The sequence below is a fragment of the Lysobacter sp. TAB13 genome, from assembly GCF_052113885.1.
Taxonomy (GTDB): domain Bacteria; phylum Pseudomonadota; class Gammaproteobacteria; order Xanthomonadales; family Xanthomonadaceae; genus Lysobacter; species Lysobacter gummosus.
On sequence record NZ_JBFRDR010000002.1, the window covers coordinates 351,448 to 367,988 of the forward strand.

The window sequence follows — 16,541 nt, forward strand, 5'->3', positions numbered from 1 at the left end:
TACCGTTACGGCCGCCGCGTCCGTAACACAAGTAGTCGAGTCATAGGGAGATGCAAATGGGTACTGCAATCATGGTGCTGACGCTGATCGGCGTCGCCGTGCTGATCGTGTTCGTGATGTTGCTGATGTTCAAGGCCTTCTACATCAAGGTCCCGCAGGGCACGGCCCTGATCGTCAACGACATGTCCGCCACGCCGAAGGTGCACTTCACCGGCGCCCTGGTGTATCCGGTGATCTACAAGAAGGAGTTCATGCAGATCTCCTTGATCACCCTGGAAGTGGATCGCCGCGCCAAGGACGGACTGATCTGCAAGGACAACATGCGCGCCGACATCACCGTCGCGTTCTACCTGCGCGTCAACGAGACCCAGCAGGATGTGCTGAAGGTCGCCAAGGCGATCGGCGTGGACCGCGCCTCCGACCGCACCGCGGTCAACGAGCTGTTCAACGCGAAGTTCTCCGAGGCGCTCAAGACCGTCGGCAAGCAGATCGAGTTCGTCAAGCTGTTCGAGAACCGGCAGGAATTCCGCGACCGCATCATCGAGGTGATCGGCAACGATCTCAACGGCTATGTGCTGGAAGACGTCGCCATCGACTATCTGGAGCAGACCCCGAAGTCGTCGCTGGACCCGACCAACATCCTCGACGCCGAAGGCATCCGCAAGATCACCGAGCTGACCGCGGCGCAGAACGTCATCACCAACGAGCTTGAGCGCAACGAGCAGCTGGCGATCACCAAGAAGAACGTCGAGACCCGCGAAGCCATGCTCGCGCTCGAGCGCCAGCAGGCCGATGCCGAGGCGCGGCAGAAGCGCGAGATCCAGACCATCCAGGCGCGCGAACAGGCCGAGACCGCCAAGGTCCAGGAAGAAGAGCGGCTGAAGTCGGAGAACGCGCGCATCTCGGTGCAGGAGCAGTTGGACATCCGCGAGCAGAACCGCCAGCGCGAAGTCGAAGTCGCGCAGCAGAACCGCCAGCGCGCGGTGGTGATCGAGGTCGAGAAGGTCACCCGCGCCAAGGATCTGGAAATCGTCGCGCGCGAACGCGAGGTCGAGCTCAACCGGATCGAGAAGGAAAAGGCGCTGGAAGAACAGCGCAAGGAAATCGCCAACGTGATCCGCGACCGCATCGCGGTCGAGAAGACCGTGGCCCAGGAAGAAGAGCGGATCAAGGAAGTGCGCCAGGTGTCGGAGGCCGACCGCGCCAAGCAGGTGATGGTGCTGCACGCCCAGGCCAAGGCCGAAGAAGAGCTGGTGCGCCAGGTCAAGCAGGCCGAGGCCGACGAGACCGCGTCCCGGCACAAGGCGGTGGAGCTGACCACCCTTGCGCAGGCCGAGCTGGAATCGGCCGGCAAGCAGTCCGAAGCCAAGAAGAAGATGGCCGAAGGCATCGAGGCCGAGCGCGCGGCGCCGGGTCTGGCCGATGCGCGGGTGCGCGAAGTCACCGCCGCGGCGATCGAGAAGGAGGGCATGGCCAAGGCACGCGTGGTCGCCGAGACCATGGGCGCGGAAGCCAAGGGCGACCAGGAAAAGGGCATGGCGCAGGCGCGGGTGATGGAAGCGCAAGCCGACGCCAAGCAGAAGCAGGGCCTGTCCGACGCCAAGGTGCTGGAGGAGAATCTGTTCGCGCAGGCGCGCGGCGAAGAGCAACTCGGCGCGGCCAAGGCCAAGGCCAACCGCGACCTGGGCTTGTCCGAGGCCGAGGTGCTGCTGCAGAAATTCAAGTCCGAGGCCGAGGGCTTGTCGCAGAAGTTCGGCGCGCTCGATTCGCTCAGCGATCAGTCCCGTGCCCACGAAGAGTTCCGCATGCAGCTGGAAAAGAACTTCGAGCAGGCCATCGCCGGCATCGCCGCCAACAAGGAAATCGCCAAGGAGCAGTCCGACGTGCTGGCCGCGGCGCTCAGCAAGGCCAACATCGACATCGTCGGCGGCGAAGGCGCGTTCTTCGATTCCTTCGCCAAGGCCCTGTCGGTCGGCAAGGCGATCGAAGGCGTCGCCGGCAAGAGCCCGATCGTGCAGGACGTGCTGCAGCGCCTGCTGGCCAAGGCCGACGGCAAGAGCGACAGCAAAGCCGCGGGCGAAACCACGCTCGATTCCTGAGCGCGCGCCTGACCAGGGAATGCGCCGCCCTCGCGGCGGCGCATCGGATTGACGTCCGCGGCGCGCGCATGTCGCGTCGCGGGCAGGACCGGTAGGACGAACCACTGATGGCGCAGACCAAGCCGACCGCGGCTGCGGGCGAGATTTCCAACGACAGCGCGAAGGCGGCAGCGGTCGATCAAGCCGTCGCCCAGGGCGGCGCCTACGAGGTGCTGAGCAAGCGCCTGGCCGAACAGGGCCTGCGCTTGCGCGGCATCGCCGACGGCTTGAACAAGCAGCGGCTGAGCGAGTTCGGCGGCAGCCAGATGGAAGTGATCGGGCGCTTCCGCATCCGCACCGAGAACAACTGCGTCGCGCGCGACATCGTGCAGGTCGGCGAACATCTGGTGTTCGGCTACAACGTGTTCCTGGGCCTGAAGAAAGAAACCACGGTCGCGGACGTGTTTTCCCTGTACAAGCTGGTGCAGGGGCCGGAGGGCTATGACGTCACCCCGGTCGATCTGAAGGGCAGCTTCCTCGGCATCGACAGCTTCGTGCAGGATTTCCGCGAGCTGTACGCGTACTACAAGCACACCCGGCTGATTCAGCTGATCGTGCGCGACAGCAAGCTGCTGGCGGCGTTCCAGATCGGCGAACGCATCACCGACCTGCGCGTGTTCCGCTGGTCGGTCTCGCCCGACGGCGAGGTGCGCTACATCGACAACCGCGGCGAGCGCGACATCGCGCTGCCGGCGCCGTTCGATTTCGAATGGACCCGCGCCACCCGCGAGATGGTGGTCAACGGCCGCCATCCGCATCTGAACATTCTCGACAGCGTGTTCGTGGAGACGGTCAACGGCGATCTCACCGTCAAGATCGAGAACAACACCGAGGACGGCCAGGGCATCTATCGCGAGCCGGTGGCGGACAAGACCCAGTCGCTGGACGACGCGCAGGTCGATTTCGCCAAGGTCGGCAGCCTGATCCTGCTCAAGATCCTGCCCTATCGCGAAGAGCAGTGGCGCTATCTGGTGTTCAACACCCTGACCCGCAAGGTGCTGCGCCTGGACGCGATCGGCCTGGCCTGCATCCAGTTGCCGGAAGACCACGGCATCATCTTCCCGGGCGGCTATTACCTGCAAAACGGCGAGCACAAGAGCTTCGACCAGTCGATGGACGGCATGCGCTACAAGCGCAGCATCCGTTCGCCCAACGGCGAGGACGTGCTCTATCTGTTTTACGAGCCCGAACAGGGCCGCACCGCGATGTTCACCTACAACATGATCGAGCGGCGCCTGCAGACGCCGATCTTCGGTCACGGCTACGCCCGCCTGGAAGACGGGCGCATGGTGATCTTCGCCACCGAAAGCGACGAGCCCACCCGCGTGCATCCCATGCAGGTCTGGCAGACGCCGTACGCCAGCGACGAATACGCCGCGCGCCAGCCGGCCGGCAACACCTTCATGGGCAAGATCGGCAACGCCGAACTGGTGCGCGGGGTGTCGGAGCTGATCAGCCTGAGCCGCGAGATCGACGCCACCGAGGTGTCGGCGCAGCGCTACGGCCTGCTGGCGCAGAACACGCGGCGCCTGTTCGATGCCCATCACTGGCTGTCGGACCCGAACTGCGGCGATGTCGCGCCGCTGTTGCGCGAGATCGCCGCCACCGCCGAGTCGGTGCTGGACGAATACGAGAAAGTCGAAGGCATCCGCAGCCAGTCCGACCGCGCCATGCGCGAGGCCCAGAGCAAGCAGAAAGCCTTGCTGGACAGCCTGCAGCCGGAGAACTGGGAGAAGGTCCAGGAATTCGTCGACGCGCTCAACGGCCTGACCGCGCAGCGCGGGCATCTGCTGACCATTCGCGAATACCGCTACATCGATGTCGGCGCGATCGACGCGATGGAGAAGACGCTGGTCGCCGAGCACGAGCGCATCGGCGCGGCCACCGGCGCCTTCCTCGCCGGCGACAAGGCGCTGGCGCCGCTGGCCGAGCGTTTGCAGGCGCTGGACGCGCAGGCGCAGCAGGCCAGCACGGTGTCGCAACTGGTCGAGCCGCTGACGCAGATGCAGGCCATGTCCGGCGATCTGGACATGCTCTCGGCCTTGATGGCGACGCTGAAGGTGGAGGACGCGACACAGCGCACCCGCATCGTCGAATCGATCTCGCAGATCTACGCCAAGCTCAACCAGGCCAAGGCGCGCGCCGATCAGCGCCGCAAGAGCCTGGGTTCGGCCGAATCGGTGGCTCAGTTCGGCGCGCAGTTCACCTTGTTCGGGCAGAGCATCGCCAGCGCGCTGTCGTTGGCGCAGGATCCGGAGAAGGCCGACGAACAACTCTCGCGGCTGATGGTGCAACTGGAAGAGCTGGAGAGCCAGTTCGGCGAGCACGAAGCCTTCCTCGGCGACATCCTGTCCAAGCGCGAAGAACTGCTGGAAACCTTCGAAGCGCACAAGCAGACCCTGCTCGACGATCGCCAGCGCAAGGCGCAGGCGGTCATGGATGCGGCCACGCGCATTCTCGAAGGGCTGGGCCGGCGCACCGCGCGCTTCGCCAGCGCCGATGAGCTCAATGCCTTCTTCGCCGGCGATGCGCTGATCCTCAAGCTGCGCGAGCTGGCCGAGCGGCTGCGCGCACTCAAGGACAGCGTCAAGGCCGACGACGTCGAAGCGCGCCTGAAGGGCGCGCGCGATCAGGCCGTGCGCGCGCTGCGCGACCGCAGCGAGCTGTTCGAGGCCGGCGGCGATGTGATCAAGCTCGGCCCGCGCCATCGCTTCAGCGTCAACACGCAGGAGCTGGACCTGACCCTGCTGCCGCGCGGCGAGACCCTCAACCTGCATCTGACCGGCACGGATTTCTTCGAGCCGCTGGACAACCCCGACCTGGACGCCGCCCGCGCCTACTGGGGCGTGTCGATGGATTCCGAATCGCCGCAGCTCTCGCGTGGCGAGTATCTGGCCGGGCTGGTGATCGAAGCCGCGCTGGGCAACCGCGACGGGCTGAGCATGGATCTGCTGCGGCAACAGCTGGCGCAGCCCGAAGCGCTGGCGCGCAGCGTGCGCGACTTCGCCGCGCCGCGTTACCGCGAAGGTTACGAGAAGGGCATCCACGATCACGACGCCACGCTGATCCTGCAGGCCCTGCTGCCGCTGCGCGACAGCGCCGGCAGTCTGGCCTTCGAACCGGCCGCGCGCGCCTGGGCGGCGCTGTTCTGGTCGCACACCGGCGAGCAGGGCGAAGCGGTTCAATGGCCGGAACGCGCGCGCACCGCGGCCGACATCGAGCGTCTGTTCGGCAGCGCGGCCGGGCTGGAAGCGTTGCGCGGCGAAGTCGCCGCGGCGATGAACGCCTATGCGCAGGCGCAGAGCCTGCCGATCGACCCGGCGCTGACGCCGCGCGCGGCCGAGTATCTGGTGCTGGAGCTGTCGGCCGAGCGCCCGCAGTTCGTGTTCAGCAAATACGCGCAGCAGTTGTTGAACGCACTGCGCGAGAAACTGACCGCCGCGCGCATGTGGGACGGCTTCGCCCAGACCCTGGACGGCCTGCGCGAACGCCCGGCGGCGCGCTGGGCGCTGGCGATGAACTGGATCGAAGCGATGGCGCGCAGCCCCGAGCTGACGCCGATCGCCGCCTACGCCGCCGAGGCCGCGACCTTGTTGCTGCTGGACGGCGAGTTCGCGAAGAAGGTCACCGAAACCGAACTCAGCGCCAGCGTGCAGGGCCTGCTCGGCGAGCATCCGCGGGTCAAGGAAGGGCGGATGACGCTGGCGATCGACGACTGGTCGGCGCGCCTGCGTCATCATCGCGAACACTTCGTGCCCGGCTTCCAGCGCTATCAGACGCTGCGCCAGCAGATCGTCGGGCGCGAGCGCCATGCGCTGCGCCTGGACGAATTCAAGCCGCGGCCGCTGAGCTCGTTCGTGCGCAACAAGCTGATCAACGATGTTTATCTGTCGGTGATCGGCGACAACCTCGCCAAGCAGATGGGCACGGTCGGCGAGAGCAAGCGCAGCGACCTGATGGGTCTGCTGATGATGATCTCGCCGCCGGGCTACGGCAAAACCACGCTGATGGAATACGTGGCGCACCGGCTGGGCCTGATCTTCATGAAGATCAACGGCCCCGCGCTCGGCCACGAGGTGCGTTCGCTCGATCCGGTCCAGGCGCCGGACGCGACCTCGCGCCAGGAGTTGGAGAAACTCAACCTGGCCCTGGAAATGGGCAACAACGTGATGCTGTACGTCGATGACATCCAGCACACCCATCCCGAATTCCTGCAGAAGTTCATCTCCTTGTGCGACGGCACCCGCCGCATCGAGGGCGTGTGGAAAGGCCGCACGCGCACTTACGACATGCGCGGCAAGAAGTTCTGCGTGGTCATGGCCGGCAACCCGTACACCGAGTCGGGCGAGGTGTTCAAGATTCCGGACATGCTCGCCAACCGCGCCGACATCTACAACCTCGGCGACGTGCTCGGCGGCATGGAGGCTTCGTTCCTGCTGAGCTACATCGAGAACAGCCTGACCTCGAACCCGGTGCTGGCGCCGCTGGCCACGCGCGAGATGGCCGATCTGTACCGCTTCGTGGACAAGGCCGAAGGCCGCGCGTTCTCGGCCAACGAACTGCGCCACGCCTACAGCGGCGCGGAGATCAACGAGATCGTCGCCACCCTGGAGCGGCTGATCAAGGTCCGCGACGTGGTCTACAAGGTCAACCAGCAGTACATCGCCAGCGCCGCGCAGGCGCAGAGCTACCGCACCGAGCCGGCGTTCAAGCTGCAGGGCAGCTATCGCAACATGAACAAGCTGGCCGAGAAGATTTCGCCGGTGATGAACGAGGCCGAGCTGCAACAGCTGATCGGCGATCACTACCTGGGCGAGGCGCAGTTGCTGACCTCCGGCGCGGAAGAGAATCTGCTCAAGCTCGGCGAACTGCGCGGCGTGCTCGACGCCGAACAGGACGCGCGCTGGGCCCAGATCAAGCGCGATTTCCTGCGTAACAAGGCGATGGGCGCGGGCGAGGCCGATGTCGGCGGACGCGTGGTGGCGCAACTCAACGATCTGGTCGAGAGCGTGCGCGCGCTCGACAACGCCGCCAGCCGCGCGCCGGTCGCGCCGCCGCCGGTGGAAAATCCTGCGCCGTGGGCGGAGATCGTCGCTTTGCTCGAACGCGTGGCGAAGACCCAGGCGAAGCCGCAAGCTGCGGCGCCGGTGGCGGCGCCGGCACCGGACTTCGGCGCTTTGTTGAGTCAGTTGGGACCGACCTTGCAGCAGGCGTTCGACCCCTTGGTCGATCGCCTGCACGACAACTCCGAGCGCCAGACCCGGATCAACGAGGCGTTGGTGGAGTTGTTCAAGCATCTGGGCGAGCGCGAAATCGCCGACGCGCCGACGCGCGCGGCGATGACCGAGCAACAACGCGAACTGCAGCGCGCGCTCAACGATTTCGCCGACCGGCTCAACGGCCGCGTGCAGCGCTGACGGGGCCGGCGATGGACTTCGGACAACTCGATCAGAAACTGCGCGACAGCCTCGCCGACTACGCGCTGGACAACGAGGAGAAATTCGAGCTGCGCGAGCTGGGTGGCAGCATCGGCGGCGACCGCGTGCGCTACCTGCGCAACCGCGCCTTCGACATGGCCCGCGAGCTGATGCTGGCCGAGCCGCTGCATACGATGGATGCGCTGCGTTGGCTGGAGCAGGTGGTCAAGACCCTTGACGTGGTCGCGGCCGCGCCAGCGGTGGTGTCCAGCGCCTACTTCGCTCCCGGCGACGCCTGCCTGCGCAAGTTGCGCGAGCTGTGCCGGGCGGCCAAGCGCAGCGTGGCGATCTGCGTCTACACGATCTCCGACGACCGGCTGAGCGAGGAGATACTCGCCTGCCACAAGCGCGGGATCGAAGTGCGGGTGATCAGCGACAACGACAAGAAGTTCGACGAAGGCAGCGATGTGCTGCGTCTGCGCGAGGCGGGCGTGGCGGTGCGGATCGACGACAGCCCGTTCCACATGCACCACAAGTTCGCCCTGTTCGACGGGCGGGTGCTGGCCAACGGAAGCTTCAACTGGACGCGCAGCGCTACCACCAGCAACGAGGAGAACCTCGTGGTGACCGACGATGCGAATCTGGTGCGGTGTTTTTCCGGGCAGTTCGAGGAGCTGTGGGAGAAGTTCGCGCCAGGGGCGAACGCGGCGCGGTACTGAAGTCTTGTGCGGGAGAGAGCGCTTTTGTGGGAGGGAGCTTCAGCCCCGATGCTTTCCGCTCAAATCGCCGCGATGCCGCAGCGCGTGCCCAGCTACTGGCGAACACTCAATCATCTGAGCCAAAAGCATCGGGGCTAAAGCTCCCTCCCACAAGAGCATTCCCTCCCACAAGAGCGCTTCCTCCCACAAAAACAGCCGATCAGTCCCCGCCGCGGCCACGCCGCCTGCGACTCACGCCACCGCTTTCCGCCAACTCATCCTTCACCGTCTGCGTATCCTGCCCCAGCATCGGCGCCGCGAACGGCGCCGGTCCCGGTGTGCGCCCGAACTTGATCGACTGCGCGACCCCGCGATACGGCCCCACCTGCGGGTGATCGATCACGCCGACGATGCCCTCGGCCACGACCTGAGGATGTTCGAACATGTCCTCGATCCGCCGCGCCGCCGCGCACGGCACCTCATCGCCGAACAAGACCTCCCACTGCATCGCCGTGCGCGCCGCCAGCGCCTCGTGCAGGCGCGGCACGATCTCGGCCGCGGCCTGGGCGCGCTTGCGCACGCTGTCGTAGCGCGGATCGTCCGCCAGTTCGCTCAGGCCGGTCTTTTCGCACAGACTCTTCCAGAACCGCGCGGTGTTGGCGGAAATGTAGATGTGGCCGTCGCGGGTGGGATGGATGCCGGTGACGCCGCCGGAGCGCATGTCGCGGCCGATGTCCAGGCTCTCGCCCTCGGCCCAGATCATCCGCGCCGATTGCATGGTCAAGGCCGCGCGCAGCAGCGACACGCCGACGAACTGGCCCAGGCCGCTGCGTTCGCGCTCGAACAAGGCCGACGACACGCCGGCGGCGAGCAGGGCCGCGGCGTAGTAATCGACCACCGAGCCGTAGATGATTTCCGGCGGACCACCGCGCGGGCCTTGCAGCGCGCACATGCCGGTCATGGTCTGCAGCACCTGGTCGTAGCCGGCCTTGTCCTTCATCGGACCGGTTTCGCCGTAACCGGTGACCGCGCAATAGATCAGGCGCGGGTTGATCAGCTGCAGGCGCTCGAAATCGATGCCCAGCCGCTGCGGCACGTTGGGGCGGAAGTTGTGCACCAGCACGTCGGCCTCGCGCACCAGCCGCAACAGCACGGCGTGGTCGGCGGCCTGCTTGAGATCCAGCACGATGCCGCGCTTGCTGCGATTGACGCCGATGAAGGCGCGGCTCTCGCTGGCAAGGGTGGACGGATACTGGCGCAGGTTGTCGCCGTCGGGCGGTTCGATCTTGATCACGTCCGCGCCCTGGTCGGCGAGCAACGTGCAGCCGAAGGGGCCGGCGATATACGCGCTCAGATCGAGCACGCGGATACCGGCGAGCGGGCCTTGCGTGGCGCCGCCGCGGTGTTCGCCGGCGAAGTCGGGAGCGTTGGGATCCATGCGGTGCGTCATTCCGGAAGCGGGTGCCTGCGGCGATTCAACTCTGCGCCGGCCGGGCGCGGATAAACAGGCAGGGGGCATATGTTCTGGCGCCACAAATTCTTGCTTGGCGCGTGTGAAATGGATGCGAAATCATGCGTTATCGGCCGCCGCATCCGCCGCCAGCGGCGACAGCGACATCCAGGTCAGGCGCCAGGCGCCATCGACGCGGCCGCCGGCGCAGTAATACGGTTGAAACACCAGCGGCGCGCGATAACCCGGGCTCAGTTCGATGCGCGGCAGCGCGTGCCCGGCATCCGGCGGCGACCAGCGCAGCCACTGCGCGGGCGGCGCTTGCGGCAGGCGCAGGGTTTCCTCCGTCTTGAAGCCGTCGATCAAGCCGCTGGCGTAGACCAGCGGGCCGCAGGTCACGGCGAGGTACTCGTAATGCAGCACCTCCTGCGCCACCGCGCTGCCGTCGGGCGCGCGCGATTCCTGCACGTTGCGGTTGACCGCGACATGCGTGCGCGGCGTCATCGGCAATTGCAGGGCGATTTCGTCGCCCGGGCGCCACCGGCGCCGCAGCGTGCAGTAGTCGCCGGCGACGACGGCCTCATCGACGGCGGCGCCGTTGACCGTCACGCGGGCGCCCTGCGCCCATGACGGAATCCGCAGCTTCAGCGCGAACTCGGCCTCGCGCTGCGGCTCGATATGCAGCCGGATGTCGCCGGTGAACGGATACTGCGTGCGTTGATCGATGGCGACGCTGCCCGCCGCCGTCAGCGCGATTTTCGCCGAGCCTTCGCCATAGATATTCACTGCGATGGTTTCAGGATCGGCGCGCACATAGGCCACGCCCGGCAATTCCTCCAACGCCATCGCACCGCTGGACTTGCAGCAGCGCCAGTACGTGGTGTGCACGCGGCGTCCGTTCGGAAAGACGTAGTAGCACCAGTCCTCGCCGTTGGGCGCCTGCGCGCCGAGCAGGTCGTTATAGGCCGAGCGTTCGATCTCTTCCGCGTAACAGGCCTGTCCGGTGATCGCCAGCAGCTCGCGATTGAGTTGAATCCACGCCAGCGTCGAGCAGGTTTCGACATAGCCCTGCGGACTGAACACGCCGGCCGGATTGAAGGCTTCGCGCGAACGGTGGGCGACGCCGCCCCAGGGCCCGCCGCCGAGGGTGAGGTGATGATCGCGGATGCTGCGCCACACCGACTCGACCGCGGTCAGATAATCGGCGTGGCCGCTGACCCGGTATAGCTTGGCCAGGCCGACCAAATTCCACGCCAGCTGATAGGCCTTGCCGGTCGCGATCCAGGCCGCGTCCACGCCGGCCAGCGCGCGCGTGAGCAAGGCCAGCGGCGGATGCGCGTCGGCTTGGCCGAGCACGGTCAGGGCCAGATCCAGATAGCTGCGATCGCCGCAGGCCGCATACAACTCCACCGCCGGGTCCAGCAGCACCGTCGCCGACATGCCGTGATGGTTGCCCAGTTCGATGATGTCGATACCGCCCGCGCTCAAGGTGCGCAGGCACAGATCGCCGATCTTGCGCGCGGCGTCGAGATAACGCGGCTGCGGAAAATGCCGGTGCACTTCCAGCAGGCCCAGGATCAGATAGGCGTGGGTCCAGATGTCCCAGGTGCGCACGCTCGGTGCGCCGTCCCAACTCAACGGTGCCGGTGCTTGCTTGCGCATGAAGCGGCGCTCGCGCGCGTAGGTGCCCAGATAACCATCGGCTTCCTGCGTGGAGACCAGGAAGTCCGCGACGCGGTGCACGCGCGCGCGCAAGTCCGCGTCGCCGCTGCGCGCGGCGGCCTTGGCCGCGGCGACCAGCCATTTGCCGGCGTGTTCGCCGTACCAGTCGCCTTCCAGGTTCTGCGCGCGCTGCGCCGGCGCGAAGATCGCGATCGCCGGGCTGGTTTCATCAAGGATGAAATGCGACAGGCGGCCGGCGCGGTTGGCGTCCAGCGCGTCGCCAAGCAGGCCGCGCAGATGGATGCCGGCCGGGTCGATCGCGGGATGGAAATCGTCGCGTGTCATCGGTCAGCTCGCATCGGCGACGCAACGAAAACCGATGCAGCCCGAGCGGTCCTTGCTCGGCGCCATCAGCAGCAGCTTGCCGTGCTGATCCAGGCGATAGGCCTGCGGGAAATACCAATGCGAGGTCTGCGGCTGATAGGAACTGCCGCCGCGCACGATCGCCGCGCGGGTGTGTTCGTCGTGGTATTCGTCGGTCCATTGCCAGACGTTGCCGATCAGATCGAGCACGCCGAACGGGCTGGCGCCGGCCGGATGCGCATCGACCTCATCGGGCGCGCGCAGGCGGCGGCCGCGATTGGGCGCGGGCACGGCGTCGTCGCGCCAATCGTTGCCCCACGGGTAGAGACGGCCGTCGCCGCCCTGCGCGGCGTACTGCCATTCCCACTCGCGCGGCAGGCGTTTGCCGGCCCACTGCGCGTAAGCGCGCGCGTCTTCGATCGACACCCAGGTGACCGGACGACGCTCCCAGCCCGGACGCGGCGCGCCGTCGATCCAGTCGCGCAGATAATTGTGCGTATCGCGCGGCCGATAGCCGCTGGCCTGGACGAAGCGCAGATACTCGGCGTTGGTGACCGGCGTGCGGTCGATGAAATAGCGCGGCAGGCGCATGCGCTTGCGATGGTTGCGGCGCGCGCTGTCTTCCCACGGGTATTGCACGTCCACGCCGTCCCAGCTCTGGCCCTCGATCTGCACGCCGCCGACCTTGAAGTCGAATTCGCCGGCCGGGATTTCGATCATCCCCGGCGGCGCCGACGCGACCGCGGCGACCGGATCGATCGGCAGCAGGCGTTGCTGCAGCGAGCGCCACTGCGCCGAGTAGCGGTGCAACGGCGTCGCCGCGCGTTCGCGCATGCGCGCCAGAAACGCGTCCAGCTCCGGATGTTCGGCGCCGGCCGCCAGCGCCAGCAGCGCGCCAAAGCCGCGGCCTTCCACGGCGAACTCCAGCACCGCGCGAGCGCCGTCGATGCGCGGCGTCAGCGCCTCGCCGTTCCACAGGTCGTAGTAACGCGTGCCCTCATCGTGATCGACCGCGATCTGCTCGCCGGCGATCTCGTATTCGTGGCGATTGACCACGGTCCACACCGTCGCGCCCTGATGCGGGAAGCGGCTGGCGAACACGCCGGCCTGCAGGGTGCGCGCATACGGCCGCCAATCCGGGCTGACCATGTTCGGCGCGAACTCGCGTTCGATCATGGCGATGCGACGCAGGCTTTCGGCGTCGCGGTCGGTGAGCTGGTTCCACAGGCCCCAGATGTTTTCCCAGGCGTTGTAGCCCACGCCGTTGAAGAAGATGTATTGCAGGTCGTGGTTGCGGTCGCGGCCCCAGCGGTTCTCGTAATTGATCATGTGTCGCGATTCGAGCCACTTGAACTTGGCCACCGGTGGCACGACTTCGTTCGGCGCCTTCTTGCCCCAGCTCTGCACGTTCCAGATCAGCGCTTCCTCGGCGCTGATCGTGGACTCGGGTTGCAGCACCACCGGATGGCCGAGTCGGTCGCAGGCATCGAAGAACGCGCGCGGCACGCCGTTGTAGGTGTCGCCGTTGACGCCGTCGGCGCCGACCGCCGCGACCAGTTCGGCCACGCACTCCCAATCCGGGCGGCCGCTGTCGCGCGTGCCCTGGTCCCAGGGCATGGTCGGCAGGAACACGCGCACGCCGCGGCGATGGAAATCCGCGATCGCTCCGCGCAGGCCTTCGAGGCCGCCGGGCAGATCGGCGGCCAGATCGAACTGATTGCGATCGTCCACGCCGATGTTCGGATACACATGCCAGATCAGCACGCTGTCGATGCCGCCGTAGCGGCGCTGCAGATCGTCGAGATACCGGTCGACGGTGTAGCGGCCTTCGATGGGATCGTAGAAATAGCGGTCCTCGGCCATCATCTGGGCGTGGACGAAATTGCGCTGCGCCCATTGCAGCTCGGGACGGCGGTAATGGGCGTCGTCGTAGCCGATGCGGATCAGATGTTCGCGGCGCCAGTCCTTGAGCTCGGCGATCCAATCGTCGAGGGTTGCGTCCACCTCCATCTTCCAATGCCCGATCTCGGCGAACGGCCAGCCCGGCGCCTTGCCGGGCAGCGGCAGATAGCGCTGGGTGGTGACGTGCGAGAACTTGTATTCGTGGCGCACGCGCGGGCGTTCGTCTTCGGGGGCGGCGTCGGCGGCGGGATCGTAGTGAGACATGGGCGACTCGGATTCGCGAAAACGTTCGGAATGCAGGCTGTTGTAGGAGGGGCTTGTGCCCCGATGCTCTTGTTTCAGATCATGGCGTTCTGGCCGGAAGGCGTCGGGGCGCAGGCCCCTCCCACAACCGCTTGCGCAACAGCAGTGTGCAACAGCGCCAGGACTTCATTCTGCGCCGGCACGCTGGTCTGCGCGCCGAGCCGGGTGCAGGCCAGGGCCGAGGCCGCGCAGGCGCGGCGCAGCGCGTCGGCGAACGCGGCGCCGGCGGCCAGCGCCGCGACCAGTGTGCCGCAGAACGTGTCGCCGGCGGCGGTGGTGTCCAGCGCCTGGACGGTGAATGCGGGCTGCTGCAGATACTCGCCGTCGAAGCGCGCGCGGCAGCCGCGCGCGCCGAGGGTCACCACGACGTTCGCCACGCCCACGCGCGCCAGCGCTGCGTCGAGATCATTAGCGATGCCGGTGATCGCAGCGAGCTCGCCTTCGTTGACGATCAGCAAGTCCACGCAGTCCAGCAGCGACGCCGGCAAGGCCCGCGCCGGCGCCGCGTTGAGCACCACGCGCACGCCGGCGGCGCGGGCGCGGCGCGCCCAGGTCTCCACAGCGTCCAGCGGCGATTCCAGTTGCAGCAGCAGGTGGCTGACCTCGTTCAACTCGGGCAGATCCTCGCCGCGCAAGGTGGCGTTGGCGCCGGGCGCGACGGTGATCGCGTTCTCGCCTTCGTCGGACACGCAGATGAAGGCGGTGCCGGTGGCGTGTTCGCGGCTGCGGTGGATCAGTAGTTCGACGCCGGCATCGCGCAGCGAGCGTTCGATCGGTTCGGCGTAGGCGTCCTCGCCGAGCGCGAGCAGCATGCGCGTAGCGGCGCCACCGGCGCGCGCGCAGGCGATAGCCTGATTGGCGCCCTTGCCGCCGGGGAAGGTGTGCAGTTCGCGGCCGAGCACGGTTTCGCCCGGCGCCGGGACGTGGCTGGCGCGTACTACGAAGTCCAGGTTGGCTGAGCCGGCGATCAGGACGAAGCGGCGGGTCGGTTCGGTCATGGCTGTGTCTTCGCGTTCGACGTGCTGCGCGGAGTCATCGCCTCATCCACGAGCCGATAGAAGTCGCGGCTGATTCGCGGCAGGTCCGCTTTGGCTTCGCTGCGTGGCAGGTGCTGCAGCAGGGCGATGGCGACTCTGTGTTGCGCCGGATCGATCGCGTAGGTGGTCGAGGCCGCGCCGGGCCAACCGAAGCGGCCGAGCGAACCGGGCCGGCCGTCGCGGCCGATGTCGATGACCACCGATCCGCCGAAGCCGAAGCCTTCGTTGGGGCTGTATTGATGGACGGGCGGGTCGAGCATGGTCAGTTGGTTGCTCAGCATCAGGGCGACGGTTTCGGCTCGCAGCAGGCGGGGCTGCTTGTGCGGGGCTATCAGGCCGCGCCGCTCCTTCACCCCGTCATTCCCGCGAACGCGGGAATCCAGTGACTTTGACGTCGCCGCACGAAAGTCGCTGGATTCCCGCGTTCGCGGGAATGACGGCTTGGGGTGTGTCGGTAGCCGAGCGTCTTCCGCGTGTGGAGCATCTTTCGACGCGTGCCGATCCACCGACAAACCATCATCGCAATCACTATCGCCAAGCCGACCCGCTATCACACCCCCATCCAACAACATCTGCGCGAACCGTGCATAGTCGCAAGCGGTGGAATACAAACCGCCCGCGCCGCTGGGATAGCCATTCAAGGCGGCCCCGGGTTCACGCGCGCTCGGCCCGTCGGCGATGCGCAACTGGCCGTCATCGCCCATCGTGGTGATATCGACCACTCTTCCGCGTTGCGCGACGGGCACTGCGAAACCGGTGTCGCGCATGCCCAGCGGCTGGAAGATGCGTTCGTACAGGAAGGCGTCGAACGGCTGGCCGGATACGACTTCGACCATGCGCGCCAACACTTCGATTGCCGCGCCGTCGTAGCCGAAGCGCGTGCCCGGATCGGCGGCCAGCGGCGCGTGGCTCAGCCGCTCGACGAAGCCGCGCAGATCCGGGGCGTCGTGCGGATCGTTGCGCTGCATCGCCGCCATCGCCGCGCCGTCGCCCTTGAGCCCGGCCGCGAAACCGGCGGTGTGGGTCAGCAAGTGGCGCACGGTGATCTCGCTCGTGGCTGGCCGCAAGGTCGGCGCGCCGTCGTCGCCGGCGGTCATTACTTGCCGCTGCGCCAGTTCGGGCAGGTAACGCGAGATTGGATCGTCCAATCGCACGCGGTCTTGCTCGACCAGCAGCATTGCCGCCGCCGAGGCGACGGTCTTGCTCATCGAATAGATACGGAAGATCGCGTCCTTGCGCATCGGCTCGCGCCGCGCCAGATCGCGCTGGCCGTAGGACTGGAAATCGACGATGCGGCCGTCGCGCAGGATCAGGGTGACCGCGCCGAGGTAGCCGCGTGCATCGGTGGTCTTACGCATGAAGGCGTGCAGCGCGTTGAAGTCGGGCGTCACGGCGGGGATGGATAAGGGTTCGGATCGCGGCGGCGCGGGCTGCGCGTGCGTCGCTTCGACTGTCGGGGCTGAAGCCCCTCCCACAAAAGACATCGAGCTGTCGTGCGCAGTGGAGGCGATGCCAGACATCGAGCCGTCTTGCGCAATGGACGCAACACCGTTCGCCCACGCTGCACCCGT

The 16,541-nt window shown here is 67.0% G+C and carries 8 protein-coding genes and 1 pseudogene; 4 read left to right on the forward strand and 5 right to left on the reverse strand.

The features are described 5' to 3' along the window. The first annotated feature begins 56 nt into the window (after positions 1-56). The 3 genes from AB4Y92_RS04270 (at position 57) to AB4Y92_RS04280 (ending at position 8,274) form a co-directional block, all read left to right on the forward strand. Positions 57-2,099 carry a hypothetical protein gene (locus AB4Y92_RS04270; RefSeq protein ID WP_441818530.1) on the forward strand — a complete coding sequence of 681 codons (2,043 nt, stop codon included), beginning with the start codon at positions 57-59 and terminating at the stop codon, positions 2,097-2,099. Between the two features lie 107 nt (positions 2,100-2,206). Then, a complete protein-coding gene (locus AB4Y92_RS04275; protein WP_441818531.1) occupies positions 2,207-7,555 on the forward strand; it encodes a DNA repair ATPase in 5,349 nt (1,782 codons plus the stop codon). Between the two features lie 11 nt (positions 7,556-7,566). Next, a complete protein-coding gene (locus AB4Y92_RS04280) occupies positions 7,567-8,274 on the forward strand; it encodes a phospholipase D-like domain-containing protein (RefSeq protein ID WP_441818532.1) in 708 nt (235 codons plus the stop codon). Between the two features lie 199 nt (positions 8,275-8,473). On the opposite strand, the gene AB4Y92_RS04285 is transcribed toward AB4Y92_RS04280, so the two are convergent. From AB4Y92_RS04285 to AB4Y92_RS04295, 3 genes are all read right to left on the reverse strand, one after another. After that, positions 8,474-9,691: a CaiB/BaiF CoA transferase family protein gene (locus AB4Y92_RS04285; protein WP_441818533.1), complete on the reverse strand. Its 1,218-nt coding sequence runs from the start codon at positions 9,689-9,691 to the stop codon at positions 8,474-8,476. 132 nt (positions 9,692-9,823) lie between these two features. After that, positions 9,824-11,710 (reverse strand): glycoside hydrolase family 127 protein, encoded by a 1,887-nt coding sequence (locus AB4Y92_RS04290; RefSeq protein ID WP_441818534.1) that lies wholly within the window; start codon positions 11,708-11,710, stop codon positions 9,824-9,826. A gap of 3 nt (positions 11,711-11,713) precedes the next feature. Next, positions 11,714-13,894, reverse strand: coding sequence for a formylglycine-generating enzyme family protein (locus AB4Y92_RS04295; RefSeq protein WP_441818535.1), 2,181 nt, complete (start codon positions 13,892-13,894; stop codon positions 11,714-11,716). Between the two features lie 30 nt (positions 13,895-13,924). Between AB4Y92_RS04295 and AB4Y92_RS04300 the strand changes: the two are divergent. After that, a pseudogene (locus AB4Y92_RS04300) lies at positions 13,925-13,990 on the forward strand (hypothetical protein); the annotation flags it as partial. On the opposite strand, the gene AB4Y92_RS04305 reads toward AB4Y92_RS04300, so the two are convergent. Both AB4Y92_RS04305 and AB4Y92_RS04310 read right to left on the reverse strand, forming a co-directional pair. Beyond that, positions 13,969-14,931, reverse strand: coding sequence for a ribokinase (locus tag AB4Y92_RS04305; RefSeq protein WP_441818536.1), 963 nt, complete (start codon positions 14,929-14,931; stop codon positions 13,969-13,971). The pseudogene AB4Y92_RS04300 and the gene AB4Y92_RS04305 sit on opposite strands and share 22 nt — an antisense overlap. After that, entirely contained in the window at positions 14,928-16,490 is a 1,563-nt protein-coding gene (locus tag AB4Y92_RS04310) for a serine hydrolase domain-containing protein (RefSeq protein ID WP_441818537.1), read from the reverse strand. The genes AB4Y92_RS04305 and AB4Y92_RS04310 overlap by 4 nt, the downstream gene beginning before the upstream one ends. Positions 16,491-16,541: the final 51 nt, after the last annotated feature.